Genomic DNA, 26,292 nt, shown 5'->3' with positions numbered 1-26,292 from the left:
GTGTACGTGTGGGTCGTCGAGGTGAGCGGGTGGAGCGCGGCAGGGGTGTTGACTGCGGCGATCGGGATCGGCGGGGTCGGCTGCGCCACGGCAGGCGCCGCCTTCGCCCGATGAACCGGCCGAAAGTACGAACTCGGACGCCGTGAACCCTGCTTTCGACCCGTGCCGTCCCCCGGGCGGGCCCCGCAGCATGAGGTCCATGCCACACGAAGACCTCCCCCAGGAACCGCACCCCAAGGGCCCGGCCGGCCATCCCGGCCACCGTCTCCCGCACGACGGACCCGCCGCCGCCTCCCCCGCTCAGCCCCAGACCGCCGCGCCCGCGTCCGGCCAGGCCCAGACCGCTGGGCTTGCCTCCGGTCGGCCCCGGATCATGGCGCTCGACGTGCTGCGCGGGTTCACGCTGTGCGAGATCCTGCTCGCCAACATCCAGCTGATAGCCAACGACGGCACCGCCGTCGCGACGCAGCCCATGGGCGACTGGGACCCCTGGCTCGGGCTCCCGATCTTCTCCCTGCTGTTCGGTGTCGGGTTCTCGCTGCTGCTGGACTCCGCCGCGAACCGCGTCCCCCGCCCACGGCTGGCCCTGCTGCGCCGGCTTCTGGCGCTGCTCGCGATCGGCCTTGTGCATGTGCTGCTGTGGCCGGGCGAAATCCTGACCAAGTACGCCATCATCGGCATGCTGGTGCTGCTGCCCTCGACCTGGCTGCCGCGGTGGGCCGTGGCCGGCCTCGCCGCCGCACTCGTCCCGGCGGCACTGATCGGCGGCGGGGGCGGGCCCTTGCTGATTGCCGGGCTGTTCCTGCTGGGCTCGGCACTGGTCCGGTACGGGGTCATCGAGCAGATCGACCGGTCCACCCGCGGGCCGCTCCTGCTGGGGCTGGTCTTCGCGGCGGCAGCGGCCTCTGCCCTGTGGGTTCAGGCCGGCTTGCAAACCGGGGCGGGCACGCCGCAGCCGTCTTTCACGTCCGCCCTTGCCGATCTGCTGCTCGCCGGTGTGTACGTGTGCGCCCTGCTGGTCCTGCTCAGAACGCCGCTGCGACCGGCGCTGCAGGCCGTCTTCGCGCCGCTGGGCCGGATGGCGCTGACCGGCTATCTGACCGCCACACTCCTCGTCCTGGCTGCCAGTCACATCCTCGGCCTGCCGATCGGCCAATCCTTGACGGCGGCGTACCTGACCGCGGGAGCCATCCTCGCGGCCCAGTGGCTGCTCTCCGCCCTCTGGCTGCGCCGCTACCGCCAGGGCCCCATCGAGTGGCTATGGCGCTGGGCCACCTGGGCCCGCCGCCCGCCCCTCAGCCAGGGCAGGACGTGATGATCTCGGAGCCGAAGCCGGTGATGACGACGTCGTTCTCGTAGTCGGCGCCGCCGACCGCGCGGCACGGCAGAAACAGCATTCCAAGTTCCTGGTGGTGACGCGCTGGTGAGCCGGATTCCCGGCATCGAACGCTTTGCGATGGGGGGCCGGCAATCATATTTCCTCGGCTCCGTACGCTATTCTCTCGACGCATAAAGCCGACGCCGCACTCATTGATTACCCGCTTGATCCGTACATGTAGTAAATGTGAGACAGCTACAGAAACTTGTTCAAGTAATTCTGAGAAATTAGAGTCTGCGTATCGACCGGCAAATCGAATCGATGCGGGGGTGGGCAGGAATTGTCGGCTTTCTTTCGTATGGTCGATGCGCGAAGAGTCGCAGTCGGCGTGGTGATCTGCTGGGCGGCTCTGGCCGTCGCGGCCGTTCTCACGAGTGGTCGTCTCGACGACGTGAGGATCACCAGCGGCACGTCGATGCTGGCGCGCGGCGCCGAATCGGCCCGGGTCCTCGACGTGATGGCGAACCAGGGCGGCAGGGTGGTTCCCGCTCTGGTGGTCTATGAACGCGCCGGGCGGCTCGAATCAGGAGATCTTGCGGCGGTCGAGCAGCAGGTCCGGCGGTTCGCCGGCGTGCCGGGCGTGGTCGGCACCTCGGCAGCGCCGGTTCCCAGCGCGGACGGGCGCGCGCTCCAGGTGACGGTGCTGCTGTCGGGCAAGCCGGGCGTGCTCGTCGGCCCGCTGGTCGAACAGCTCCGCCAGGTCGTCGCCGAAGGTCGTCCCCCGGGACTGACCGGTCATGTGAGCGGCGCGGGCGGAGCCGCGGCGGACTATGTCGATTCCTTCCGTCACGTCGATGGCACGCTCCTGGCCCTGAGCCTGGGAGTGGTGTTCCTGGTCCTGCTCGCCGTCTACCGCAGCCCTGTCCTCTGGGTGATCCCGATGCTCGCCGTGGTGGTGGCTTATCTCATCTCGGCGGCGGCCGTCTACGCGCTGGCACGGGCCGGCCTGATGACGCTTCGCGGCGCGACGCCCGAGGTCTTCACCGTGCTGGTTTTCGGCGTGGCCACGGATTACGCGCTCCTGCTCATCGCCCGATACCGGGAGCGCCTGCGCGCGACGGCGGACGAGGCGGGGGCGCTGAAAGCCGCGCTGGCAGGAGGGATCCGCACGGTCGTGGCCTCGGCGCTCACGGTCGCGGGCGGTGTCGGCTGTCTCCTGGTGGCCGACACGAACGCGCTGCGCTCGATCGGCGCTGCCGCCGCCGTCGGAATCTTGATCACGATGGCGGTGATGGTGACGTTCCTTCCCGCGTTGATGCTCCTGGGGGGACGGCGGGCTTTCTGGCCCAGTACCCCCCAGCCTGGGGAATCGGCGCGCGACGGGCTGTGGAGGAACGTCGCCGGCTTCGTCGGCCGCCGCCCCCGGCTCTGCTGGGCGGGGTCGGCCTTGCTCCTGGCCGCGCTGTGCACGGGACTGACCACGCTGGACGCCTCAGGTATCCCTCCGTCCGCCATGTTCACCATGCGCACGGACTCCGTGGCCGGCCATGACGCCCTGGAACGGCACTATCCCGCCAACGCCCCCGTGGTGGTCCTGTCCAGGCCTGGCATGAGCACCGCGGTGGCCGCCGCCGCACGGAAGACGGAAGGCGTCACATCGGTCCATCTCGGACCGCCGGCTCCGTGGCAGCCCATCGACGTGGTCCTGGCCGCCGAGCCGAACACCAGAGCCGCGCAACGGCTGGTGGCCGGCCTTCGCCAGTCCGTGCGTCACGTGGCCGGAGACGCCGCGCTGGTCGGCGGGTTCACCACGGAACTCGTCGACGTCAAGGACGCGGCCCTCGACGACGCCCTCCTCGTGGTCCCCCTGATCCTGCTGATCGTGGGCATGATCCTGGTCGTCCTGCTGCGCTCGTTGGTGGCGCCGTTGCTGCTGATCGGCACGGTCGTACTTTCCTTCGCCGCGACCCTCGGGCTCTGCTCGGTGTTGTTCACCGGGCTCCTCGGTTATCCGGCCATGGACGCGTCGTTCATGCTGTACGCGTTCGTCTTCCTCATCGCCTTCGGCATCGACTACAACATCTTCCTGATGGCCCGGGTGCGCGAGGAGGCCGCCCGTCTGGAAACGCGCCAGGCCACCTTGCACGCGTTGAGGGCGACCGGCGGAGTGATCACTGCGGCGGGGGTCGTCCTGGCCGCGGCATTCGTTGTGCTGACTGTGCTGCCGCTGGTCCCGGTCATTCAACTCGGGTTGCTGGTGGCCATCGGAGTGATCATCGACACCGTCATCGTACGGTCGTTCCTGGTGCCGGCCCTCGCCCACCACATGGGGCGGCTCATCTGGTGGCCAGGGCATGCAGCTCGGTGAGCTCCTGCCGCAGCAGGTCCAGCAGTTGCTCGGACCGGGACACCCGGGCGTCGAACACTCCCGAGAACGACACGGTGGGGCCGGCGGGCACGAAGGCGATCATGCCGGCGACCCCAGGAGCCAGCGGCGGAATCGCGAACACCTCAGTGGCCGAGGAGGCGGTCATGGGCCAAGGCACCGTGGTCACATTGAACCCTCTGGCCGACCCCTTCCTGAAGAGCGGCGAGAGGAACCGGAGAGCCGGCACCGCGAGTGCAGGGGATACGCCGTACATTTCCCGCGCGGCTTGCCGAGCGAGGCCGATCCTCCTGATGGTCGTCTGGTCGAGGATCCGTCGCAGCCGGATCATCGCGGACGGTTCGCCACAGGGCAGGGCAACGGGGAGCAGGCCCGTGTGGTTGCCCAGCCCAGCGTGCTGCCGATGGCCCCGCAATCCGACCGGCAAGGCGATCACGAAGTCTCCGCGGCGCGCCCACGGTCGCGGATTCCACGACCGCAGGGCACCGGCCACGAGCGTGATGCCGATCTGTGCGACGCTGGCGCCGGTGACGCGGGAGATATCGCGGAAGGACGCGCTGTCCAAGCTGACCACGTGCAAACGGCGATCAGAGGTGCCGGAGGCGCAGGTGGCGAACCAGCGCGGCGGCGCACCAGCCAGCCGCCGCAGATCGGCCAGCGCCCGGCGCGCCCCACCCGATGGTGCCACGGAGCCGATGCCTGCCGAAGGGACCGGCAACGTCTCGGCGCCCAGCAAGGCCCGGAGGGCGCCGACGGCTCCCATGCCGTCCTGGAAAACATGGTGTGCCCGGTAGCAGAGAATATGTGCTTCATCGGCATGGCCGTGCAACAGCATCAAACTCCACAGCGGCCGCTCTCGGGAAAGAGGACGAATCCGCATGGCCTCCATCACCGCTTGGTGGACGTCCTCCCCGCGCGGCAGCCGATGGTATTCGATGTGGTACGCCGGATCGAAAGCGGGATCGGGCTCCCATCGTGCGCGCCGCCCCTGTCCGGTCAGCCGGTAGGCCAGCGCGGGTGCCCGCGTTCTCACCGTTTCGGCGATGAGCCTGTGGAGGTCATCCGGCACCGGCGGCGATCCCGGCAGGCGAACAGCGACTCCGAGGTGCATGTGGGAATCGTCGGCCACGCCGGCGCTGAGACGCGACACATAATGGTCGCCGAAAGTCAGGGGAACCGCGCCAGCGGTGAATTCGCCGTCCACAGACGCAACGCTATCTTCCTGATGCCGGTGAAGTAAAGAAATCCATCGGCATCAGCGGCTATATATTAAGCCTTCGGCAAAGGCTGACCGCACAAATTCAGGGGTAATGTGGAGATCAGGCCGGTTGAAGTGCTGATGTTGGGTTATTTCGGGCTCATGGGGATTATCGTCTCCGTATCCCGGGAGCGCCTGACCGATTGGCCGGCGCTGCTCGCCGGATATGCCGTGGCCGCCCTGCTCCTCATCGTCCTGCAGCGGGTCGAGCGACGGCTTCCCGGAAATGGGACGGTGTCGTTCGTGCGATTCGCCGCACCTCTCCTCGTGCTCCCCTTTGTGTACACCGCCGCCGCGCGCACGGTTCTCGTCCTGCACGGACGTTTTCTCGACGACGCCGTGAAAGCGTGGGAGACGGCCCTGTTCGGGACTCTTCCCAACGCCGCCATCGGCGCTGTCAGCACTCCGCTGCTGACGGAGCTGCTGACTTTCTGCTATTTCTCCTTCTACAGCTGTTTCCTGATTCCGGTGTTCCTGTATGTCCGGGGGCGCAGAGCGCTGGGTGAGCGTTATATGTTCGCCACGCTGACCGCTCTGTTGTCCTGTTATCTGGGGTTCATCGTCGTCCCGCTGGCCGGCCCGGCGCTGGCGTCGCCGGAACTGTTCGCCTCTCACCAACCGTCCGGATACGTGATCACCGCCTTGCAAAGCAAGATCATGGCCACGTTCGACCCGCCGGGCGCGTGCTTTCCCTCGCCACACGTGGCGGGCGCCTGGATCACCCTGCTGTGCCTGCGACGATTCGTGTCCAGAAAGGTCCGCCTCGTCCTGTGGACGCTGACCGTCGGGCTGACCGTCGCCGTCGTCTACGACTGGTACCACTACGTGTCCGATGTCATCGCCGGACTGTTGGTAGCGCTGGTCGCGCATGCGATCAACGAGCGGTACGGCGCGCGGCCAGAGCCGCAGCGAATCCTTGCGTGAGCGTGGTGGCAGGCGCAAAGCCGAGCTCCCGTACAGCGTCGGCGGGCACGCAGGTCCAGGCGACGCAGCGCATTTCGCGCGCCTTGTCGCGGTTGAGCGCCGGGACGCTCCCGCGAATCCGTCCGGCGAGCTCGGTCAAGGCCGCCACGGCGCACACAGCAGGCATCGGCAGTGGGACCACCAGGGGGTCGCGGCGGCCGGCCGCCCGGGCGAGGGCACGGCAGATGTCGCCCCAGTCATAGACGTTGCCGTCGCTGATCGGATAGGTGCCGATCCGCGGGTCGTCAGGGTGCACGGTCGGTCCGCGTTCGGCGGCGGCGAGCAGGGCCGTGCACAGGTCGTCGACATAGACCAGGCAGTAGCGGCGAGGGCCGAACCCCGCTTTGATGACCACGCCGAGCCGGATCATGGGCATGAGCGCCGGTAGCAGCGCAGATTCCCCCGGGCCGTACACGATGCCGGGGCGCACGATGACCGACGGCACCCGGCGGGCGTGCTCCCTGACGATCTGTTCACCCGCCAGCTTGCTGGCGCCGTAGAGGGACACCGGCGCCATGGCCGGCGAGGCCGGGCCGGCGGCGGCCAGGGAGGAGCAGAGCACGAGGCGCGGCGGGTTGGGCGTGACGGCCAGCGCGCGGACCAGGTGTGCGACGCCGTCGCGGTTGAGCGCCCAGTATTCGGCGGCGCTGCGTGCCCTGAGAGCGGCGGCCAGGTGGATCACTCGATCGGCTCCGCGGAGCGCCTCGGGAATGCCCTGGCCGGTCGCAAGGTCGCCGTGGACCACCTCGACGCCCAGCTCGTGCAGCGCCTGGGTGCGGGAAGAGGAGCGGGCCAGCGCGGTGACGGTGTCGCCGCGCGCCAAGATCATCCGGGTCAGCCGGGCGCCGATGAAGCCGGTGGCGCCGGTGAGCAGGTAATGCGTCATAGGGCTCGTTTGTAGATGCGGTAAGTCTTGGCGTGGGTGCAGCCGACGCGGGCGAGATACCGGTTGATGTCCGGGTTGTCGTCCAGCGTCCAGCCGAGTTCCACGCCACCGTGGTAGCCACAGGCCATGACCGCCTCATGGGTCCGGGCGAAGAGCACGGTTTCGATGCCGCAGCCTCGCAGGCGCGGAACGACGCCGAGCAGGACGGCGCGAGTGCGATCGATGCGGCGGACCGCCAAGGACAGGCGGATCAGCCCGACCGGAAGGCCGAAGCGGCTCAAGCGGCCACGCGCGACGGGCAGGGCCTGGTTGAGATCGGGGAGCACGAGGGCGACCGCGACCGGCTCGCCCGCCACCTCGGCCAACTGGACGAGCCTTGAGTCCATGATCTTGCGCAGGCGTTGCGCGACCGCGGCGAACTCCGCATCCGTCATCGGCGTGAAGCCCCAGTTGTGCTGCCATGCGCTGTCGTAGACGTGTTTGATGCGGATGATCTCGGCAGGGAAATCGCTCAGATCGAGCGGCCGGATGGTGATCTGCTGACGCCGCTCGGCCTGCCGGGCGATCCGCAGCAGCCGATCCCCGAGTGGACGCGGGTCGAACGCCCACGCCCACAGGTCCTTGGCCTTGGTCAGGCCGCAGCCTTCCAGCAGTCCCGGGTAGTAGGCAGGGTTGTAGGGCATCATCACGGTCGGCGGGGCATGGAAACCGTCCACCAGCAGTCCGCATTCGTCGTTGGTGGTGAAATTGACCGGCCCGAGCATGGTGTCGAGCCCACGCACGCCCAACCACTCCGCCGCGGCGTCCAGGAGCTTCCGAGCGACGGAGGGGTCGTCGACGCATTCGAACTGACCGAAGAAGCCGTCACGCGCCTGATGAGCGCTGTTGTGGCGGGGATTGTGCACGGCTGCGATCCGGCCGGCAACGCGCCCGTTCTGGCGAGCCGTGAAGAGCTCGGCGTCGCCGTAGGCGAAGAACGGATTGCGCCGCCGGTCGAGCAGGCGACGGCAATCGCCGCGCAACGGCGGCACGAAGTGGGGGTCGCGACCATGCAACAGGTACGGCAGTTCGATGAACTGCTTGAGGTGGCGGCGGGTGCGGACCGGCTCGGCGGTCACCGGCATGCGTCAAGAGCCGGGCGGGGTGAAGACGAGGCTCGCATTGTGACCCCCGAAGGCGAACGAGTTGGACAGAACGGCACCGGGCGCGAGGGAACGTGGGCGGCGCACCACGTCGATCTCGCAGGCGGGATCCTGGACGTCGAGGTTGATGGTGGGATGCATCAGGCGTTTGTGCAGCGTCAGCACGCTCACCACCGCCTCGATCGCTCCGGCCGCGCCGATCGCGTGACCGAGGACGCTCTTGGTCGAGGTGACCGGGACCTGACCGGGGCCGAACAACCGGGCGATGACCTGGGCCTCGGTGACATCGTTGAGCGGGGTGCCGCTGCCGTGCGCGTTCACGTGCGTCACGTCCCCGGGAGACAGTCGCGCATCGGTCAGCGCCTGGCGTATGCAGCGTTCGGCGCCCGCGCCCTTCGGGTCGGGAGAGGTCAGGTGGTGGGCGTCGGAGGTGCGTCCGTAGCCGGTCAGCTCCGCGTACACCCGGGCACCGCGCCGTACGGCGTCCTCGAGGCGTTCGAGCACGACGAAAGCGGCGCCTTCGGCCAGGACGAAGCCGTCGCGGTCGGCGTCGAAGGGGCGTGAGGCCCGTTCGGGGTCGGCCACGCGCTGCGACAGGGCGCCGCACCGGTGGAAGGCGAGCAGGATGGTCGGTGAGACGCACGCCTCCGTCCCGCCGGCCACCACCAGATCAGCGGAGCCGTCCCGGAGCAGGCGCAGCCCCTCCCCGATCGTGTGACCGCCGGAGGCGCAGGCCGTAGAGACCGTAAGGCTCGGGCCCAGGATCTGGTGACGCATGCTGACGAACGCCGCGGCGGCGTTGGGCATCGCCTTCGGGATGTAAAGCGCACTCGGCTGCCCGGCACCTCGTTCGCCGTGTCCGAGCAGGATGGTCTCGGTGGTCTCGTTACCGGCCAGGGCCGTCCCGGTCACGACCGCGCGGCGTTCGGGCAGGACGTCGGATCGGCCCGCATCGGCCAGCGCGTCGTCGGCGGCGCACACGGCCAGCAGGGTCGCGCGATCCATCCGGCGCGCCAGCTTGCCCGTCACGTAATCGCCGGTGGCGAAGTCGGGAACCTGGCATGCGAAGTCGACCGGCAGGTCATCACTCTCGAAGGCGGTGATCGTGCGCGCGGTGGAACGTCCGGCCATCAGAGTGCTCCACAAGGCCTCGATGTCATTGCCGGCCGGGGTGCGCACACCCAGCCCGGTGACCGCAACGCGTGCCCGCTGGTGCATCAGCCGGCCTGGGACCCAGCTCGGACCAGCATGGTCACGTCTGCCAGGGTGCGCGCCTGCTTGGCGGTGTCCACGCCCACGACGAGCTTGAAGTGATCTTCGGTGGCCGCGACCAGCTCGGCCAGGTCGAGGCTGTCGGCCTCCAGATCTTCACGGAGATCCGTGTCCGGCGTGATGAGCGCGGGCTCAACGGAAAGGATCTTCGCGCAGATGGCGCGCAACTGTTGAAAGATCTCGTCATCGTCCATGCGTACGTCCTTGCCGGGCTGTGGACCGATCGCCGCTCGGTCGGGCGCCCTTGATCCGGAACAGCGATGATTACTCTACTATTATCATTCGTCACTGTCAGCTACCATCCCTTGAGGCAGGGTTGATCGCCCGAATGCTCGGACAGAGCCGGAAAGTGAGTGCCGCACCGTGTCGGACGCCTTCAGCAAATGCCGGCTCCCGCAGGAGGCCGAGGCTCTCCACGCCTCGGGCGTCTACCCCTTTTACGTGCCGATCGAGGAGCGCCTGGGAGGCGGCGAGGTCATGGTCCGCGGCCGCCGCGTGCTGATGGCCGGCTCCAACGACTACCTGGCCCTGGCGGACGACCCGCGGCTGAAGGCGGCGGGCGCCGACGCGCTACGCCGGCTGGGCACGGGCAACTCCGGCTCGCGGGTTCTCAACGGCACGCTGACCCTGCACGAGAACCTCGAGTGCGAGCTGGCCGAGTTCCTCGGCCACGAAGCGACGATGGTGGTCTCCACCGGCTATCAGGCCAACCTCACCCTCAGCCCACTGTTCGGCCCGCACGACGTCCTGCTCGCCGACCGGCACATCCACGCCTCGCTCGTTGAGGCCATTCGCCTGGGCCAGGCCCGGTTGCGGCGATACCGGCACAACGACATGGCGCAGCTCGGCCACCTGCTCGAGACCGCCGATCCCGCCGCCGGGTCCCTGATCCTCACCGAAGGCATGTTCTCGGTCGGCGGCGACCTGTGCGACCTGCCCGGCATCGCGGAGCTCACCGGCAGATACGGCGCGCGGGTCATTCTCGACAGCGCCCACGACGTCGGCCTGCTGGGCGCCGGCGGTCGTGGCACCGCCGAGCACCATGATCTGCAATCGGCCGTCGACGTGCAGACGCTCACCTTCTCCAAGTGCTTCGGCAGCCTCGGCGGAGCCGTTGCAGGGCCCAGGCACGTCATCGACTACCTGCGCCACAGCGCGCGGGCAGCGCTGTTTTCAGCCTCCCTGCCACCGGCCTGCACCGCCGCCGCGCTGGCCGCCCTCGACATCATCCGTACGGAGCCGGAACGCCGCCGGGCCGTCCTGACCACCGCCGAACGCCTGCGCTCGGGCCTGACCGCGCTCGGATTCGCGATTCCGCCTGGCGGCACGCCCACCGTTCCACTGCAGGTGGGAGATGCCCTGCTCTGCTGCCGGTTCTGGGCCGAGCTCCTCGACGAGGGGATTCTCGCCAATGTCATGCTCCCGCCGAGCGTCCCCGAGGGAAAGGCGCTGATCCGCATCAGCGTCACCGCGGCCCACACCGACGCCCAGGTGGATCGTCTCCTGAGCGCCGTCGCCGCCGTCGCCGGTCGCATCAACACGATCAGCGGGCGGGTCCCGGTCGCCATCGGAGGGAGGGATGGTGCCTGATCGATCAGCGCGTCCGTTCTGGGAGCAATGCGTGGGCACCATCGTGCTTCCCGCCGCCATGGTCCTGGGCGAGCAGGTCGTCGATCGCGCGTTCAGCCGGATGGGCGGCATGTTCGGCCTGTGGATCCCCGGCGTCGGCAATGCCGTGATGCTGCGGGACCCTGCCCTGATTCGGCAGGTCATGCTCGCCCCCGCCGACGTCATCGACGACTACGAGGTGAATCGCGTCCAAAGCCCGGTCATCGGACGCCAGGGCCTGGCGGTGCTGGATCGCGCCCAGAACCGCTGCCTGCGCCAGATCATGACGCCCGCCCTTCGCCCCGAGGCGCTGCTCCGCCTGCGCGAGTTGACGGCGCTGCGCGCACAGCGGCTGGTGGACGAGTGTCCCGTCGGCACGCCGTTCGCTCTGGGCCCGCGGCTCCGAACGGCCATGATGGAGACGATCCTGACGCTCATCATCGGCGAGGACCGGTCCCCGGCATTCGGCGAATGGATCCGGGTGACGACGCGGATGTTCCAGCGTGCCGTCTCCGCCGAGATCACTGTGCGGTACATGCTGCGCCACGTCGGCGGACTGGCCCTGTGGCCGTCGTTCCGCCGCAGCATGGACGTGTGCGACCGCTTGATCTACACCGAGATCGACCGCCGACGCCATCGCGGCGAGGATCGCGACGATCTGCTCGGGGTGCTGATGCGGGCCCGCGACGACCGTGGCGCCCAACTGACCGATCAGGCACTGCGCGACCAGGTGATGAGCATCATCGCCGGTGCGCGCACCACCGCCGCCACCGGCATCGCCTGGGCGTTCGAACGGGTGGTTCGCCATCCGGAGGTGCTGCGGCGGCTGACCGCGGAGAGCGATGCGGCGGCCCAGGACGTCTACGCGGGCGCGGTGTCGTACGAGGCGCTCCGGGTGCGACCACCGGTGGCGTTCTTCGGCCGGAAAGCCCAGCGGCCGTTCGAGCTGGGCGGACGCCTGCTGCGGCCGGGCACCGCCATCACCATCCATCTCCGGGCACTTCACCACGACCCTGGCCTCTACCCTGACCCCACGGCGTTCCGCCCCGAACGCTGGCTCAGCAAGCGGCCGGGGGGCTATGGGTGGATGCCGTTCGGCGGCGGCCAGCGGACCTGCATCGGTGATCGGCTGACACTCATGCTGATGAAGACGTTCCTGCACGTCTTCACCCGCTCGGCGGTGCTCAGCCCCGCCGAGCCGCGCGACGAGCCGATCAAATGGCGGGCGATCTCCAACCTGCCCGGCCACGACTGCCGCATCGTCGTGTGCCCCAGAACCACGGCCCCGTAGAGCAGACCCCTGGAACATCCTTCTCTCGCTGGAGGGCCTCCCGTGCTCCCGTCCACCGTCCAATCGTCATCACTGTGGCGCCTCGCCATCATCTGCCTCGGCATGTCCGGGCTGCGACTGGACGGCCGCGCCGCCTATCGGCTCCTGCGGCTGGCCCTTTTCTCGGGCATGACCGCGCTGTACTACGTCACCTTGCCGCTGGTGGCGACACCGTTGATCGCCAGTTGGTACGCCGTGACCGTCTGGATCGCCTATTACGGCGGTCTGAGCCTGATCCTGGGTGGACCGGGCAGGAAATACTTGATCAGACGGTTCGGGGAGGATCGGGGCTATGCGCTCTTCGAGGTCGCCTTGGGCGTCCTTTTCCTCAACCAGGGCTTCGCGCAGGCCGTCGTCATCAATGCCTTCGGTGATGGCTTTCCTGCCCTGATCCCTGCCTGGATGAGCTACCTCGGCGGCGCGGTCCTCATGGTGGTGGGACTGTCCTGCAAGGTCTGGGCGGCGAACACGACCGGCCTGGACACGTACTACTGCCGCGACATGTTCATCGGCCGCTCGATGGACGACGGCGGCGGGCTCATCATCTCGGGCCCCTATCGGTATGTCGGCAACCCCATGTACAGCGTCGGCAATCTCCAGGGTTACGGGTGGGCGGTCTGGTCGCGGTCCGTGGAGGGCATCGCGTTCGCGATGATCTTCCAGGTCGGCATCTACCTCTTCTACCACCTGTTCGAGCGCCCGTTCGTGCGGCGTGCCTATGCGCGCCGGTGAACAGGACCCGCATGCGCTTTCGACAAGCACCAGCCGAGCACTAACCGGCCTGGAGGACTTCGGTGCCCAGCCCCAGTGTGGTCTGCACGCCCTCGTCCGGCGTGATGGAGAACGGCCGGAACAGCGGCGCGGTCAACCTCAATCAGTCCGCCGGCGCTGGTGTTCATACCGGTGTCCCTCACCATGCCGGGATTGACGCTGTAGGCGTGCATGCCGGCGGGCAGGCGGCGGGCCAGTTCCCTGGTGGCCAGGAGGCTGAGCAGTTTGCTGGTCGCCAACAGGAACGATGCGTGATGGTTGACGGCGTAGGTGCGCTCGACACCGTCTGCGGACTGTCCGTAGCGAGGGAACGCTGCCCCCGCGTTGTCGACGAGGACATCGATGCGGACGGGGCGGTGACCAGGCCCAGTCCCCCGCGCCGCCGGTAAAGCGGTCGATCATCGAGGTAGCGGTCGACGCGTCGCACTGCAGTCGGTCGGCCAGGCGGCGTGCGGTCATCTCCTGCTCGCCGTCCTGAGTCCTCACCGCGGCCGGGTCGCCGCCGGGAGGCTGTTGGCCGTTCCCCAGTCGGCGGCCCCGGGGCCGTACACCGGCCAGGGGGTGTTGCCGAGAAACGCCGGTTTGGTGCTGGTGTAGAGCGACGGCGGGATCCGGGAGCTCGAGGTGAGAGCCCCCCACTTCAGCGTGCTTCCCTCCAGGTTGGCGCCGTGGTAATGGTCAGTGCCCGACAGACGGATGAGGCCGAGCTTGTTCCCGATGACGTTCTGCCTGACCGTCTGGCCGTTGATGCTGCCGATCTGGTAGGTGGCGTAGTTGCGGAACCAGGTGTTGCCGGGGCCGGTGGCTTCCAGCTCTCCCTGGCCCAGCTTGGAGTTGTCGGCGTACCCCTCGTAGAAGCGGTTGCCCTCGATGAGATTCATGTAGGCGAAGGTGCCGTGCAGGGCCAGATCGTTGTAGCCCTGGAAGGGCGCCTCAATGGAGTTGTAGCTGACGACGTTGTGGTTGGCGCCGAGCTGCATCAGGATGCTGTGCCGTAGGTCCCACAGCTTGTTGTCGCTGACGCGCACGCGGGTGGATCCCCAGTTGAGGCTGATGCCGTAGGCGTAGCCGTTCTGCATGACGAAGGCGCCGTGCACGTAGTTGCGGTCGATCGAGATGTCCTTGCTCCAGTAGATGTTGATGTGGGAGCGGCCGGACTTCACCGACTCGATGTCCTCGACGAAGCCGTTGTTGACCATGTGGAAGGTCAGGTTGTTGACGTTCTCCACGGTGGGCTGGACGAGCCGCTCGATCTTCAGCTGGTCGACGCCGGCGTTCTCCAGCATGTCGATCTCCCTGACCTGGGGCGCGGACGACGCCGGGTAGTCCAAGCCGATCTCCATGTTCAGGGTCAGGGTGTCGCCACTCCGGGAGAGCACTTTGAAGATCTGGGTCTCGATGGGATAGCCGTAGGCGTGCCTGCCCGCGTCCTTGTACAGCTGGACGAAGTCGCCCGCCTGCAAGCTGGACGCGCCGGGCACCGCGATCGTCCGGCTGCCCGTCACCGTGGTGCTCACCGGGTCACCGGTGTAGGCGCCGCTGAACTTCAGCTCCGCGTCGGCCGCCCCGATCAGGAATCTGGTCTGAGTACGGCCGGCGCCGCGCAGGAGGATGTTGTCCGTGGTGATGTTCAGCGTGGACCGGAAGTAGTACGCGCCGGGCGGGAAGTACAACACGCGGTTGCCGGATGTGGCGGCGATGATCTCGCGGATCTTGGCAGAGGCGTCGATGCCGCTGTTGTTCGCGGGAAGTCCTCGGGTGGTGACGTCCACGGTGAAGAAGCCGCCCGGGTTACGCCACTGGGTGTCGGTCCACCCGCCGCGCGGGAGCCGGTCGGCGGGGACGTCGCCGGGGTCGACGGACAGCAGCGACATCGCCAGGGCGATGACTAGGAATCGCATGCGACCTCCAGGTGGTTGGCCGTGGTCAGGACGGGATAGGCGAGGACCTGCCCGGCCTCGAGCGAGGCGCGGGTGATGATCGTGAAGCGTGCCCGCTCGCCGGGCAGGAGCGTGACGAGCTGCTCGTCGACGACCGCCTCAGGGTCGAGGCGGTCGGCGTGCAGGCTGAGGTCTCGGAGCAGGGTCCGCGCTTCGACGTCGACCACGTAGCCGCCCGGAACCGGGGTCAGCGTGCCGTGCCAGTCAGGGGCGGGCAGCCCGCCGTCGAGGAAGTGGCGGACGCGGACGCCGGGGCCGTCCACCGCGATGAGGGCGGCGCCGTCCGGCTCTATGGGCACCGTCATCGTCTGCCGGGCGGCCAGCCGGACGTCCACAGGCCGGTCGCCCAGCTCCTTGCCGTCGAGTCCCAGATAGCGCACCAGCAACTGCGCCTCCCAGGGCGACGCGGCGTCGTTGACCACGACCAGGCCCTGGGGCTGAACGGTGACCAGCCGCTCGGCGTAGGCGCGGCGCAGGGCGTACCAGAGCGGCTTGCGCCGGCCGTACCCGTCGACCGCCGCCCACGAGACCACCGGCCAGCAGTCGTTGAGCTGCCAGAGGATCACTCCCCGGCAGTGCGGAGCGAGAGCACGGAAGCGCTCGACGGCGAAAGTGATCGCGTGGGCCTGGTTCAGCTGGGTGGTCCAGTGCCAGGCGGTGAGGTCGGCCGGGTCGGGGAAATGGCCTCGCCACCCGCGTTCGAGTTTGCCGTTTCCGTCCTCGGCCTTCTGGTGGATGGCTCCGGCGGCCGTCAGGGTCGACCAGGCGGGCGGGCCCTGGAAGCCGAACTCGGCCACGAAGCGCGGCGTGTACTCGGCGTAGGCCAGGTAGTCCTTCTCGTTCCAGACGTCCCAGATGTGGATCGGGCCGGTGCTCGGGTCGTTGGGACGGCCGGCGGTCGAATACGGGCTGCCGGGGATGTAGGGCCTGGTCGGATCCAGTTCGGCGACGATGCCGGGCAGCAGATCGTTGTAGAATCCGGCCCCCCAGCTGCGATCACTCAGCTGTTCCTTCCAGCCCCAGTCCTCGTAACCCCACAGGTTCTCGTTGCCGCCGTTCCACAGGACCAGGCTGGGATGCTGGGACAGCCGGGTGACCGCCTCGCGGGCCTCGGCGTCGACCTCCGCCCACAGGAGCTCCTCGTCGTAGGCCGCACAGGCGAACAGGAAGTCCTGCCAGACCAGCACCCCGGCCTCGTCGCACAGCCGGTAGAAGTCCTCGCTCTCGTAGATGCCGCCGCCCCAGACGCGCAGCAGGTTGATCCCGGCCTCCGTGGCGTCGGCGATGCGGGCGGCGTAGCGCTCATGGTCCACGCGGGTGGGGAAGGCGTCGTCGGGGATCCAGTTCGCGCCGCGGACGAATACGTCCTGGCCGTTGATCCGCACGATGAACGCTCCGCCGGTGGTGTCCAGCTCGACGGTGCGCAGGCCGACACGTCCCCGCCACTCCTCCTGCCCGTCGAGGGTCACGGCGGCTTCGTAGAGGTGCTGGTCACCGTACCCACGAGGCCACCACAGGCGAGGACGCTCGACGGTGACCGGCACGGTCACCTGGCTCCGACCCGCGGGGACCTCGACCGTCCGCACGTCGGACCCCAGCCGGGCGGTGACCGTCACCGGTGCGGGACCGGGAACGAGATCGACGACGAACGAGACGCTCGCCGCGGTGGCCAGCGGACGGACGCTCGCGATCCTGGCCCCGGTGAAGGAGCGGATGCCGATGGGCTTCCAGATACCGGCGGTGACCAGGTCGGGACCCCAGTCCCAGCCGAAGTTGCAGGCCATCTTCCGTACCGCGTTGTACGGGTGCTGGTTGACGTGCGGCCGCGGTTCCTGCCGCTCCGCGTACTCCAGGGCGGACGCGAAGGTGATGGCCAGCTCGTTGGCGCCGGGACAAAGCAGCGAGGTGACGTCGAAGGTGTGGGTCCGGTGCTGGTTGGCCGCGTGGCCGACGATGGTGCCGTTGAGCTCGACGGTGGCGATCGTGTCCAGGCCCTCGCAGACGAGCTCATGCCGTTCGTGCTCGTTGGGCTCCCAGGTGAAGGTCCTGATGTAGCGCCACTCGGTACGCCCGATCCAGTGCAGTTCGGACTCGTTGTCGCCGAGGTAGGGGTCGGGGATGCGCCCCGCGCGCAGCAGGTCGGTGTGGACGACTCCCGGCACGATCGCCGGGGTGCCGTCCGCCAGGTGCCAGGTGCCCGTCAGGTCAACCCACACGGACGGACACCTCCTTGGGAATCGAGTCGTGCCTGGCCTGCGGCGCACGGATGTCCTCCGGCCAGGAGAGGGAAATGCCGAGCCGGTCGGTGAGCATGCGCTGGAAACCGGTCAGCAGGGAAGGCGTGCCGTACACCGCCTCCGGCTCGGTCCGCTCGGTCGAGCAGTAAGCGGACAGGGCGCCGACGGCCTCCCCGATCGACCACTCCACCGGGTGCAGGCGGTAGGCGCCGTTGGTGATGTGGGTGGTGCCGATGTTCTTGTTGGCGGCCAGCAGGTTGCGCGTGCCCTGCGGCAGCAGCGCACCGAGCGGGATCTGGAACGGGAAGCAGTCGATGTCCACGTAGGTGCGGCCTGAGGTGCTCGGGTGCAGGTCGATCCGGTAGTAGCCGATGCCGACGCTGTCGTCGAAGCTCGCCGCGCCCGCGTCCGCACCGCGCATCTCGCGCCCGATGTGCTGCTCGGTGACGGTGAACAGCGCCTTGATGCGGCGCGACTCGCGGACGTAGACCTCCTTGGCCAGGCCGTCCTCCGTACCGGTCACGTCACCACGCAGCCGCAGCCCGGGATGTCCGGCCTCCGTCTGCATCCAGAAGACCAGCGACAACGTCAACTCTCTGGCCTGCTGAAGTGCTCGCTCCCGCGTGGCGTCGTCGACACCGAGCAGCGGCAACTCCCAATAGTCGATCTGCGGCCAGTTGACCAGCGTGATCTCCCCACCCGGGAAACCGGGCTCGAGATTGCGCTTGGCCAGGATGCGCCGGTAGCGCCACAGGTCATCGTCGGTGTTCTCGAGGAAGAGCGGCCGGGTGCGGGTGGTCAGCAGATCGGGCACCACGTCGTCCCACGACAACTGCGGGCCGGGCCAGCGCGGGTCCACCGTGTCCCGCCAGTACGCGTACCCTTCGGGCTCGTCGATCGTGTGGTCCTCACCAGGCCGGTACTCCAGGGCGCAACACCAGCTCACCGCCTGTTGGTCCAGCGGATCGGCTTGCTCGGGCGCGTGCAGCTCACCCGTCTGCGCCGCGCTCTCCGCCCCTATGACGTACGGCACCGCCGCCAGTTCCAGCAGCTCACCCAGCTCGGTCGCATCCACCACAAGGGGCGCCGACAAGGTGACCTCCCGACCCGTGCGCAAGCTTCGGACACGGATCGAGCTGATCCGCTCGCCCTCCCGACGCGCCTCGACCGCCTCGTGCTCCGCCATCACGCTCAACAGGCCCGAGGCGATCAGCGGTGAGAGCATCTCCTGGATGACCAGCGACGCCACCCGCGGCTCGTGGCACAACCGCGACACGTTGCCGAACCCGGGATTGAGCGCCTCCCACGCCCGCGCCTGCGCCGTCAACGGATAATTGCGCCGGTAGTGGTCACGGATGCGCCCGCGCAGCTCGCGATAGCTGGGCGAGCTCAACGACGACTCGATCCACTGGTGCTCGTCCGGGGGCACCGCCTGACTGGTCAGCTGCCCGCCCAGCCAGTCGGACCGCTCGACCAGTACGACCCGCTGTCCAAGCCTGGTGGCGGTGAGCGCGGCGGCGACGCCGCCCAGACCACCCCCGACAATGACAAGATCGACTTCACGCATGATGTGAGGAACCTTTCTAGCCTTTGACGCTGCCGTCGGTGAGACCGGAGATGAAGCTGCGCTGGTTGACCAGGAAAACGGCCAGGACGGGCAGCGTCACGAGCACAGCCCCGGCCATCAGCGGCCCGTACTGCACGTTGCCCGTGGACAGGAACCGCGCCAGGGCCAGCTGCACGGTCTGGGTCTCTTCCGAGGTGGTGACCACGAGCGGCCAGAGGAAGTCGTCCCATACCGCGGTGAAAGAGAAGATCGCGACGACCGCGACCAGCGGCCGGGCGAGCGGGAAGTAAACGCTCCAGAACACCCGCCATTCGCCGGCGCCGTCCATCCGGGCGGCCTCGGCCAGATGCGGGTCGGCGGTGCTGAAGTACTGCCTGGCCAGAAAGATGTTCATGGGCAGGACGAGATACGGCAGAACCACGCCGCCCAGGCTGTCCAGCAGCCCCGTCCCGCCCACTCCTGCCAGGTCGTTGCCGCCGATCAGCGGCATGCTCTTGGCCATGAGGAACAGCGGGATCAAGGTCACCGAGACGGGGATCGCCGCCGTGGATACCAGCGCGTAGAACAGCGGCGTGCTGCCGCGGAAGGGCAACAACGCGAAGCCGTACCCGGCGGCCACCGCGGTCAGGCAGTTCGTGAGCACGGCCACCACCGTCACGACGGCCGAGTTGAGCAGCGCCCGGCCCAGATGGGCGTCGGTGAACGCGGTCACGAAGTTCTCCGCGGTGGGCCGCGCGGGAATCAGCGACACCGATCGGAAGGCGTCGTTCTCCGGCGTGAAGGCCAGACTGATCATCCAGAGGAACGGCATGACCACGAGCAATGCGGCGATGGCGAGGGCGGTCCGGTTCATGAGCGCCTCCCTCCGACGCCGCGGATGGCCAGGAACGAGAAGCCGACGATGAAGGCGAACAGGACGAAGGCCATCGCGGACGCGCTGCCGAACCGGTTGTACTGGAACGCCTCGGTGTAGATCAGGTAGTTGACGGTCGTGGTGCTGCCGAGCGGCCCGCCCCTGGTCAGGACGAAGATCTCGGCAAAGCCTTGGGCGAGGAAGACGATGTCCATGGCGACGACGTAGGTGAGCATCGGCCGCAGTCCCGGCAGGGTGACGTGCTGGAAGACGTTCCAGCGTGCCGCCCCGTCGACTCGCGCCGCCTCGTACAGGACGGTCGGGATCGCCTGCAGCCCGGCCAGGAGCAGCACCATGTTGGCTCCCAGCGCCTTCCAGACCCGCATGGCAGAGGCGGCGTTCAGCGCTGAGCCCTCCTCCAGCAGCCAGTTCTGCTCCTGCAGGCCGAGCAGGCCGAGGATTTCGTTGACCAGGCCGTTCTGGGAGTAGATCCACAGCCACACCATGCTGACCGCGGTGAGCGAGACGATGTGCGGGACGTAGAGCGCCGAGCGGAACAGGCCGACCCCGCGGAAGGGCCGCTTGGCGAGCATGGCCAGTCCGAGCGCGATGACCACGGTGAACGGCAACACGATCAGGACGTACTTCCCGGTCACCAGCAGCGCCTGGCTGAACTCGGAGCTGTCCAGCAGCCTGGCGTAGTTGTCCACGCCCACAGGCTCGGGTCCGGTACGGCTGAGCGGGCTGTAGCGGGTGAAGCTCAGCGCGAACCCGTACAGGACGGGCACCAGCTGGAAGCAGACGAGGTAGAGCGCGGCGGGCAGGACGAACAGCGCCCCCACCCACCGGCGCTTCCCGACGAGTGCGCTCATCCGCTCTTGAGGATGGTGTCGACTTCGGCCGCGGCCTCCGTCAAGGCTTCCTGGGCGCCGGCCTTCTTGTTGAGAGCCCGCTCCAGGTGCTTGGAGAGGGTGTCACGAATCTGCGTCCAGCCGGGCACGTTGGGGTTGGGCCGGAAGTGGCTGGCCTGCTGGACGAAGGCCTGGATGACCGGGCTGCTCTTGACGTAGTCGCTCTCGGCCGCGGAGACGCGCGCGGGTATCGCGCCGATGCCCTGCGTGTACTCGACGCTCGTCCCGGTAGAGATCATGTAGGAGATGAACCTCCAGGCCAGTTCCTTCTGCGCGCTGTCCTTGTTGATCATTAGCCCGGGTCCGGCGCCGCCGACGGCCACGCCCTGCTCCGCGCCCTCGAACTTCGGCACCGGCATGACCCGGATGTCGAGGCCGGGGTTGGCCCTGACCATCTGCTGCACGGTCTGCGGCGCCAGAACGGTCATGGACGCGTCTCCGGTCACCAGCGGTTGCTGGGCGACCGGCAGGTCCTGGTAGTTGCCGCCGAGCTGGTCGGCCACGGCATCGGGCCCCTGGTAGGCGGCGATGAAGTAGTCGAGTGCCTTGACCCCGGCGGGCGAGGCGAACGCCGCGCTCTTGCCGTCGGCGCTGAGTTGCGTGCCGCCCGCGGAACCCAGCAGGCCGGCGAAGGTCTGCTGCCGCCCGATCGGATGGCTCGGCAGCAGCAGGCCGGCATGCGTGATCTTGCCGGCGGCGCGTTCGGTCAGCTTCTCGGCCGCTTCCTTGACGGCCTCCCAGGTGGCGGGTGGCTTGTCCGGATCGAGGCCCGCCTTGGTGAAGTCATCGGCGCGATAGGCGATGAGGTTGCCCTGCATGGACAGCGGCATGAGGTACTGGGTCCCGCCCACTTGACCGCCGGGCAGTGCATTGGCGAGGTCGTCACGGTCCTGCCGGCTGAGCTTGGCGACGTAGGCGGTCAGCGGCTCGAGACGGTCGTTCTTCACGAAGTCGGCGACCGCGGCAGGGCCGTGGCCGAAGATGTCGGGCGCGGATCCCGCGGCGAAGGCCGCGTTCAGTTTGGTGGACAGGTCGGGCCAGTCGAGGAAGGTCACCGTGACCTTCGCGCCCGTCTCCTTCTCGAACTTCGGCACGATCGTGGCGGTGACCAGGTCGATCTCGGTCTTGTTGGTGCCGGGGAACCAGACGGTGAGCGAGTTGCCCGCGGACTTGCTCGGCTGCGTCCCTCCTCCGCCCAGTCCGCATCCGGCGAGCAGCAGGAGTACGGCTCCCGCCGCCGACCAGCGATGTTTGCCCATGATCACTCCTAATTCGTATTAGAGCTGGTGAATAGCCGTTGCATAGAGGTGTTCGTTTTCGGATCAGCGGGGCGGTGCGATGGTCGTGCCGGCCAGCGGCCCGCAGGCCACCGTCTCGTGGCGGTCGGCGGGCACCTCGCCGTCGAGCAGGCCCAGGAGAAGGGCGACCGCGCGCGCGCCCATCTCCTGCTTGGGCACCGGGATATGGCTCCAGCCCCTGGTGGCGGGCGAGTCGGGGAGGATGTCGAGACAGACCACCGACAGCTCTTCGGGGATCTCGACCTTTTCGTCACGAGCGGCCGCGGCCACGGCGCCGGCCAGCTCAAGGGTCTCGATGAGCAGCGCCGTGGTCGCCGACGCCAGCACCTCCCGCAGCCACCGCCCGGTCACGGCCTCCGCCTCTGCCAGGACGGGCCGGCTCGTGGCCAGCCTGGACCGGTAGAAGGCTTCGCGCCGTTCCTCTTGCGGGCCTCGCCGCAGAGGTCCGCCCAGGTAGCCGACACGAGTATGACCGGCCTCCGACAGCCGCTCGACCACGTCGTCGATCGCACCGGCGTAGTCGGCGGCGACATAAGGCACCTGCGCACCGGGGAGGTCCCGACGCCCTATGAAGACGAACGGGAAGCCTTCGGCCGCGAGTCGAACCAGCTCGTCGTCATTGCGCTCGAGACCAAGGATGATCGCTCCATCCGCAAGCCGCAGCCGGTTGGCTCCCGCTCCATAAATGCTGCGGGTGCCGTCGGGACGCTGGGTCGAGGCGAACAGCACCAGGTCCTGTCCCAGCTCGACGGCCTTCTCCTCGATGCCGACGAGGAACCCGTGGTAGTAGTCATCGGCGCGGACCGGGAAGACACGCTCGAATGTGTGCACGCCGATCAGCCCGTTGCGCCCGCCGCGCAGCGACCGGCCCGCCACGTCCGGCACGTAGTCCAGTTGCCGCATGGCCTCGCGCACCTTGTCCTGCGTCGCGACGGCGATGCCGTACTCGTCGGCCCTGCCGTTGAGCACGATGGACACGGTCGCCTGCGAGATCCCCGCAAGTCGCGCGATGTCCCGCTGGCTGGGCCTACCAGGCATGTGGAATCTTCCTCATCCGGATCTAATACGTATGAGGAACCCAAGCATCCGCGTCATCGCATGTCAATGGCACGCCCACAAGAAGTGCGGAACAGCCACCGATGACGGCGGTCTTGTTCATGCGAAGCCTCCGTCGGCGTACAGGACCTGGCGATGGCGGCGGTCCCGCGGCACGTGCCGCGGGACCGGGCGGGGGTTTCAGGCGTGCTGCTGGATCTTGGCCAGGGTGAGGACCTCACCCTGGATGCCCCAGCCCCCGTCGACGACCTCGTCGACGAGCACCATCGTGTTATCGCGTACGGCATTGCCGAAGGTCGCGCAGTACAGGTCGGTGACCTTGGCGACCAGTTCCTCCTTCTGCTCGGAGGTGAGCGTTCCGGCGGGCACCAGAACCGGCTGGCCGTGGCCCTGCTCGGCCCGCCCGCGCACACGACAGGACCCGCGGCCGGCTATGTGTACCGCTGGTTCACCGACCCGAGCAGCCGGTTGATCTACCCGGAGGACGAGCACCCGCACCATTCGCGCGTGATGGTCTACGACCTGCGAGCGGCAATAGGACGTCGCGGCTACGACGCGCAGTCCATGGACATGGTGACCCGCCTGCGGCGGGCCAGCCGGGAGTTCTCGGAGTTGTGGGAGACCGGCGACGTCGCCGTGCGCCGCGGGGATCGCAAGCGCGTCATCCACCCCACGCTGGGCGTCGTCGAAGTCCACTGCCAGAACCTGTTCAGCGAGGACGGCCGGCAACGCCTGCAGTTCTTCACCGCCCCGGCCGGCAGCCCGGCGGTCGAGCAACTGCGCCTGCTCACCGTGATCGGCGTGCAGAACTTCTCCGGATCGACAGCAGAGGTCTGATCAGCCGGGCCCCGCGCCAACCAGTGCTACCCGCACCGCCGCAAGATCCGCCACACCATCCCGGAACCTGCGGTCCGCACACCGGCCGCGCCCGCCTCAACTACGACGGGTTTTCACCGCGGCAGCTCGTCCGTCCACTCGGTGGTCACCGAGATATACGAGTTGCTCATCGCCGAGCCCCCTTCGGCGGTCAGCAAGGTGTTGGCGCGCGTCACCCGGGCGGTCTCGGGATCGACGACCATCCTGACCTGTAGGCTCCCGAAGAGCGGGATCAGCAGTTCCTGCCCGCCCTCGACCGGCCCCGCGTTCTTGACCCCCGGCGTCGCGGCGAGGGCCTCGAATGCAGCCGAACGGACCTGCGCGGGCGTCGGCAGCTCCGTGATCAGGGTGATCAGCGGGGAGACGAGCTCGCCTTGCCGGTCGGCAGGGGTCATGGCGCTGTCATGGCGGGGTAGCCCGGCGATGCGCTCCTTCAGCTCCTCCGGATCCGATGGAAGCCCTTCGAGCTCCTCGAAACTGATCTTGGCGCCCATGAGCCTGAACGGGGCCGGGTCCTCGACGACGGCGCCGGGAGTGGCGTACGGCTCGTTCCTGGACCAGCGGTGGCCGTCGCGGGTGGTCCAGCTCTCCTGCATCTGGGGCGCGTCCGGGCCCTGCCACGTACGCGTGATGTGCCAATAGGTCCCCGTACCCCGGGGGATGTGCTCGGCGCTGGCCGCGGCCATGAGCAGGACGTCTCTGCCCGAGACCGGCGTGGCGGCGGGCGGGGCCACGCCGGTGACGATCACGGCGACGGCCACTGCGGCGGCGACCGCCATGCCCAGCACCGGTAGGAGCCGGCCGCGGCGCCGGCGGGCGCGGCCCCGCGTCATCCTGTCCTGGAGACGTCCCCTGCTGCGGGTGATCGCCTCAGTGGACGGTTCGGGCTTGGCCAGCAGGCTCGCGACGGCGTTCAGGTCATCCATGGGCGTTCTCCTTGTCGATGAGGGCGAGGATCTTGCTGCGGGCGCGGCTGAGCCGGGAGCCCACGGTGCCGACGGCGATGCCGAGCGCCTGAGCCACCTCGTCGTAGCTGAGCTGGCCCAGGGCCACGAGCAGCAGCACGTCGCGCTCGCCGCCGGACAGGGCGGCGAGCGCCTTGGCCAGGTGCGGCTGCATGCGCTCGGCGGCGACGGAGGTGACGACCCGGTCCTCGTGGCCTTCCACGACGGGCTCGGGCCCCAGCTTGGCCAGCGCCTTGTAGTGGCGGGTCTCCTTGCGGCGGTGCCTGGCGATCAGATTGGTGGCGATGCCGAACAGCCAGGGCCGCAGGTCTCCGCGTTCCGGTTCGTACCGGTCGCGCCGGTCGAAGGCCAGCAGGAACGTCTCGGCGGCGAGGTCCTCGGCGATCTGCGTGTCCAGGCGGCCGGCGACGTACAGGTAGATATCGCGGTAGTAGCGGTCGTGGACGGCGGTGAACAGGTCGGGGTCGCGCCGGTACCGGGCGACGAGCTCGGCGTCGGTCACCTGTTCGCTCACTTCGGCGCTCACGTTCTTGTCTTCGGCATAAGGTCGGCCTTCCGGTCGGCGGTCACGATCACCCATCCTTCGCCGCAAGCCGGAATCGTCTTCCCGCGCGCATCCGAAAAGGAAAGGCTGGGCTAGCCGACCAGGAGAAACCCCGTTAACGCCGCGTCCCAATTGTGGAGCTGAGTGCAGTCCACGACCCCGTCACCCATAGTGACGGGGACTGCTCGTCTCCGATGCTGTATGTGACAAGCCCGGCGGCCTTGGCGGCGCCGATGGCGTCGGGGCGGTGTCGGGCGAACTCCAGCGCGTCGCTGGTTTTGTGAGCGCCGATACGGAAGGCGATGTAGGCCAGAGCCGGGGTGGGTGTTGCCGAAGAAGAAGCTGCTGGAGCCGGTCGCGCGCGCCTGCTGGCAGGGCGCGGGGCGCGATGGTGAGTTCGGCGGTGGTGTCGTCGAGGTTCAGCTGCATGCCCCGGGAGGTGGGGACGAGGTGCGCGAGCGCGGTTTGTACGCGCTGCAGGGGCCAGTCCAGGACGTCGGCGATCTGCTGGTGGGTGAGGGATTGGCCGAGGACCAGGGCCAGGAGGGCGTGGAGGCGGCCGGTGTCGTCGAAGGCCTGGGTTGCGCGGCCGGCGGTGGTGTTCAGGGTGTCGGGCAGGGCCGGGCACGGCTGGGGGTCGTCGGCGGCTTCGAGCCAGTCGGGCCAGGTCAGGTTGAGGGCGTGGGAGAGGCGGCGGACGGCACCCAGGGGAAGGCCGTCGAGGTCGGAGACGAGTTTGAGCTGCTGGTGGAGGGGCGGATGAGGTTGCGCAGGACCAGCCGGCGCTGCCACATCCACAGGGTGCTGTGGTCGTGCCCGGGAAGGTGCCGATCGTCTTCGGGTCGCCAGCTGGTGTGGCGACTGGTGCCGGCCAGGCCGCGGGCGGCCAGGGTGCGCACGTCGGGGCGGCGTTTGTCGGTCTGGTGGTGGCCCAAGCCGTGGCCCGGGCCGTGTCCGCTGGGGTGGGGTTGGTGGTGGAGCAGGACGCCCTCGCGCAGCAGCCCGGCCTGGACGGCGCGGTTTGGCGGCTCATCGCATGGTTCTTGACGGCACCCCATCACCGCCGTCCGGGACCTGGCCACCGGCTCGGCCCTGGACGACGCCGCGCTGG

At 68.7% G+C, this 26,292-nt stretch carries 23 protein-coding genes; 7 read left to right on the top strand and 16 right to left on the bottom strand.

Translation table 11 applies throughout. The features are described from left to right. Positions 1–199: 199 nt before the first annotated feature. Both ACIBX3_RS29400 and ACIBX3_RS29395 read left to right on the top strand, forming a co-directional pair. Positions 200–1,315: a DUF418 domain-containing protein gene (locus ACIBX3_RS29400; RefSeq protein ID WP_397122494.1), complete on the top strand. Its 1,116-nt coding sequence runs from the start codon at positions 200–202 to the stop codon at positions 1,313–1,315. A 454-nt stretch (positions 1,316–1,769) separates the two neighbouring features. After that, positions 1,770–3,686 carry an MMPL family transporter gene (locus ACIBX3_RS29395; RefSeq protein WP_397122492.1) on the top strand — a complete coding sequence of 639 codons (1,917 nt, stop codon included), beginning with the start codon at positions 1,770–1,772 and terminating at the stop codon, positions 3,684–3,686. Here the strand turns inward: ACIBX3_RS29395 and ACIBX3_RS29390 are convergent. Beyond that, positions 3,655–4,908 (bottom strand): wax ester/triacylglycerol synthase domain-containing protein, encoded by a 1,254-nt coding sequence (locus tag ACIBX3_RS29390; protein ID WP_397122490.1) that lies wholly within the window; start codon positions 4,906–4,908, stop codon positions 3,655–3,657. The two genes, ACIBX3_RS29395 and ACIBX3_RS29390, sit on opposite strands and share 32 nt — an antisense overlap. Before the next feature lie 108 nt (positions 4,909–5,016). Here ACIBX3_RS29390 and ACIBX3_RS29385 point away from each other — a divergent pair, with 108 nt between their 5' ends. Continuing rightward, on the top strand, positions 5,017–5,886 hold the full coding sequence (locus ACIBX3_RS29385) for a phosphatase PAP2 family protein (RefSeq protein WP_397122488.1): 870 nt from the start codon (positions 5,017–5,019) through the stop codon (positions 5,884–5,886). Here ACIBX3_RS29385 and ACIBX3_RS29380 read toward each other — a convergent pair. Genes ACIBX3_RS29380 through ACIBX3_RS29365 form a run of 4 tightly spaced genes read right to left on the bottom strand, consistent with a single transcriptional unit; the run spans position 5,837 to position 9,419 of the window. Further along, entirely contained in the window at positions 5,837–6,811 is a 975-nt protein-coding gene (locus tag ACIBX3_RS29380) for an NAD-dependent epimerase/dehydratase family protein (RefSeq protein ID WP_397122486.1), read from the bottom strand. The two genes, ACIBX3_RS29385 and ACIBX3_RS29380, sit on opposite strands and share 50 nt — an antisense overlap. Then, entirely contained in the window at positions 6,808–7,935 is a 1,128-nt protein-coding gene (locus tag ACIBX3_RS29375; protein ID WP_397122484.1) for a hypothetical protein, read from the bottom strand. Before ACIBX3_RS29375 ends, ACIBX3_RS29380 begins: the two co-directional genes overlap by 4 nt. 3 nt (positions 7,936–7,938) lie before the next feature. Continuing rightward, positions 7,939–9,171 (bottom strand): beta-ketoacyl-[acyl-carrier-protein] synthase family protein, encoded by a 1,233-nt coding sequence (locus ACIBX3_RS29370; protein WP_397122482.1) that lies wholly within the window; start codon positions 9,169–9,171, stop codon positions 7,939–7,941. Continuing rightward, the gene (locus tag ACIBX3_RS29365; RefSeq protein WP_397122480.1) at positions 9,171–9,419 is read right to left on the bottom strand and encodes an acyl carrier protein; all 249 of its coding nucleotides are present in this window, start codon (positions 9,417–9,419) and stop codon (positions 9,171–9,173) included. The genes ACIBX3_RS29370 and ACIBX3_RS29365 overlap by 1 nt, the downstream gene beginning before the upstream one ends. Positions 9,420–9,588: 169 nt before the next feature. On the opposite strand from ACIBX3_RS29365, the gene ACIBX3_RS29360 reads away from it, so the two are divergent. The 3 genes from ACIBX3_RS29360 to ACIBX3_RS29350 all read left to right on the top strand — a co-directional run bounded on the left by ACIBX3_RS29360 (position 9,589) and on the right by ACIBX3_RS29350 (position 12,895). Further along, on the top strand, positions 9,589–10,815 hold the full coding sequence (locus ACIBX3_RS29360) for an aminotransferase class I/II-fold pyridoxal phosphate-dependent enzyme (protein ID WP_397122478.1): 1,227 nt from the start codon (positions 9,589–9,591) through the stop codon (positions 10,813–10,815). A 31-nt stretch (positions 10,816–10,846) separates the two neighbouring features. Further along, on the top strand, positions 10,847–12,124 hold the full coding sequence (locus tag ACIBX3_RS29355; RefSeq protein ID WP_397122476.1) for a cytochrome P450: 1,278 nt from the start codon (positions 10,847–10,849) through the stop codon (positions 12,122–12,124). A gap of 102 nt (positions 12,125–12,226) precedes the next feature. Then, on the top strand, positions 12,227–12,895 hold the full coding sequence (locus ACIBX3_RS29350) for a PEMT/PEM2 family methyltransferase (RefSeq protein WP_397122474.1): 669 nt from the start codon (positions 12,227–12,229) through the stop codon (positions 12,893–12,895). A gap of 521 nt (positions 12,896–13,416) precedes the next feature. Here ACIBX3_RS29350 and ACIBX3_RS29345 read toward each other — a convergent pair. The 8 genes from ACIBX3_RS29345 to ACIBX3_RS29310 form a co-directional block, all read right to left on the bottom strand. Continuing rightward, positions 13,417–14,835, bottom strand: coding sequence for a hypothetical protein (locus tag ACIBX3_RS29345; RefSeq protein ID WP_397122472.1), 1,419 nt, complete (start codon positions 14,833–14,835; stop codon positions 13,417–13,419). Then, on the bottom strand, positions 14,823–17,090 hold the full coding sequence (locus ACIBX3_RS29340; RefSeq protein ID WP_397122470.1) for a glycoside hydrolase family 2 protein: 2,268 nt from the start codon (positions 17,088–17,090) through the stop codon (positions 14,823–14,825). Before ACIBX3_RS29340 ends, ACIBX3_RS29345 begins: the two co-directional genes overlap by 13 nt. Further along, positions 17,080–18,678, bottom strand: coding sequence for an FAD-dependent oxidoreductase (locus tag ACIBX3_RS29335; RefSeq protein WP_397122468.1), 1,599 nt, complete (start codon positions 18,676–18,678; stop codon positions 17,080–17,082). Before ACIBX3_RS29335 ends, ACIBX3_RS29340 begins: the two co-directional genes overlap by 11 nt. 16 nt (positions 18,679–18,694) lie before the next feature. Further along, the gene (locus ACIBX3_RS29330) at positions 18,695–19,531 is read right to left on the bottom strand and encodes a carbohydrate ABC transporter permease (protein ID WP_397122466.1); all 837 of its coding nucleotides are present in this window, start codon (positions 19,529–19,531) and stop codon (positions 18,695–18,697) included. Next, positions 19,528–20,403: a carbohydrate ABC transporter permease gene (locus tag ACIBX3_RS29325; protein WP_397122464.1), complete on the bottom strand. Its 876-nt coding sequence runs from the start codon at positions 20,401–20,403 to the stop codon at positions 19,528–19,530. Before ACIBX3_RS29325 ends, ACIBX3_RS29330 begins: the two co-directional genes overlap by 4 nt. After that, complete coding sequence (locus ACIBX3_RS29320; protein WP_397122462.1) at positions 20,400–21,701, bottom strand: ABC transporter substrate-binding protein; 1,302 nt, start codon at positions 21,699–21,701, stop codon at positions 20,400–20,402. Before ACIBX3_RS29320 ends, ACIBX3_RS29325 begins: the two co-directional genes overlap by 4 nt. Before the next feature lie 63 nt (positions 21,702–21,764). Beyond that, positions 21,765–22,778 carry a LacI family DNA-binding transcriptional regulator gene (locus ACIBX3_RS29315; protein ID WP_397122460.1) on the bottom strand — a complete coding sequence of 338 codons (1,014 nt, stop codon included), beginning with the start codon at positions 22,776–22,778 and terminating at the stop codon, positions 21,765–21,767. A 198-nt stretch (positions 22,779–22,976) separates the two neighbouring features. Then, on the bottom strand, positions 22,977–23,165 hold the full coding sequence (locus tag ACIBX3_RS29310) for a 4-oxalocrotonate tautomerase family protein (protein ID WP_397122563.1): 189 nt from the start codon (positions 23,163–23,165) through the stop codon (positions 22,977–22,979). Between ACIBX3_RS29310 and ACIBX3_RS29305 the strand changes: the two genes are divergently transcribed. Continuing rightward, positions 23,082–23,633, top strand: a complete 552-nt coding sequence (locus ACIBX3_RS29305; protein WP_397122561.1) for a hypothetical protein — start codon at positions 23,082–23,084, stop codon at positions 23,631–23,633. The genes ACIBX3_RS29310 and ACIBX3_RS29305 overlap by 84 nt on opposite strands. A gap of 113 nt (positions 23,634–23,746) precedes the next feature. Here the strand turns inward: ACIBX3_RS29305 and ACIBX3_RS29300 are convergent, their stop codons facing one another. The 3 genes from ACIBX3_RS29300 to ACIBX3_RS29290 form a co-directional block, all read right to left on the bottom strand. Beyond that, positions 23,747–24,598, bottom strand: coding sequence for a CU044_5270 family protein (locus ACIBX3_RS29300; protein WP_397122458.1), 852 nt, complete (start codon positions 24,596–24,598; stop codon positions 23,747–23,749). Further along, a complete protein-coding gene (locus ACIBX3_RS29295) occupies positions 24,591–25,163 on the bottom strand; it encodes an RNA polymerase sigma factor (RefSeq protein ID WP_397122456.1) in 573 nt (190 codons plus the stop codon). The genes ACIBX3_RS29300 and ACIBX3_RS29295 overlap by 8 nt, the downstream gene beginning before the upstream one ends. 180 nt (positions 25,164–25,343) lie before the next feature. Beyond that, positions 25,344–25,973 (bottom strand): hypothetical protein, encoded by a 630-nt coding sequence (locus tag ACIBX3_RS29290; RefSeq protein ID WP_397122454.1) that lies wholly within the window; start codon positions 25,971–25,973, stop codon positions 25,344–25,346. Between the last annotated feature and the right edge of the window lie 319 nt (positions 25,974–26,292).

The sequence above is a fragment of the Nonomuraea sp. NPDC049480 genome, from assembly GCF_044465905.1.
Lineage (GTDB): Bacteria > Actinomycetota > Actinomycetes > Streptosporangiales > Streptosporangiaceae > Nonomuraea.
Note: the sequence above shows the minus strand (reverse complement) of the source record. Positions and strands in the feature narration are given on the sequence as shown.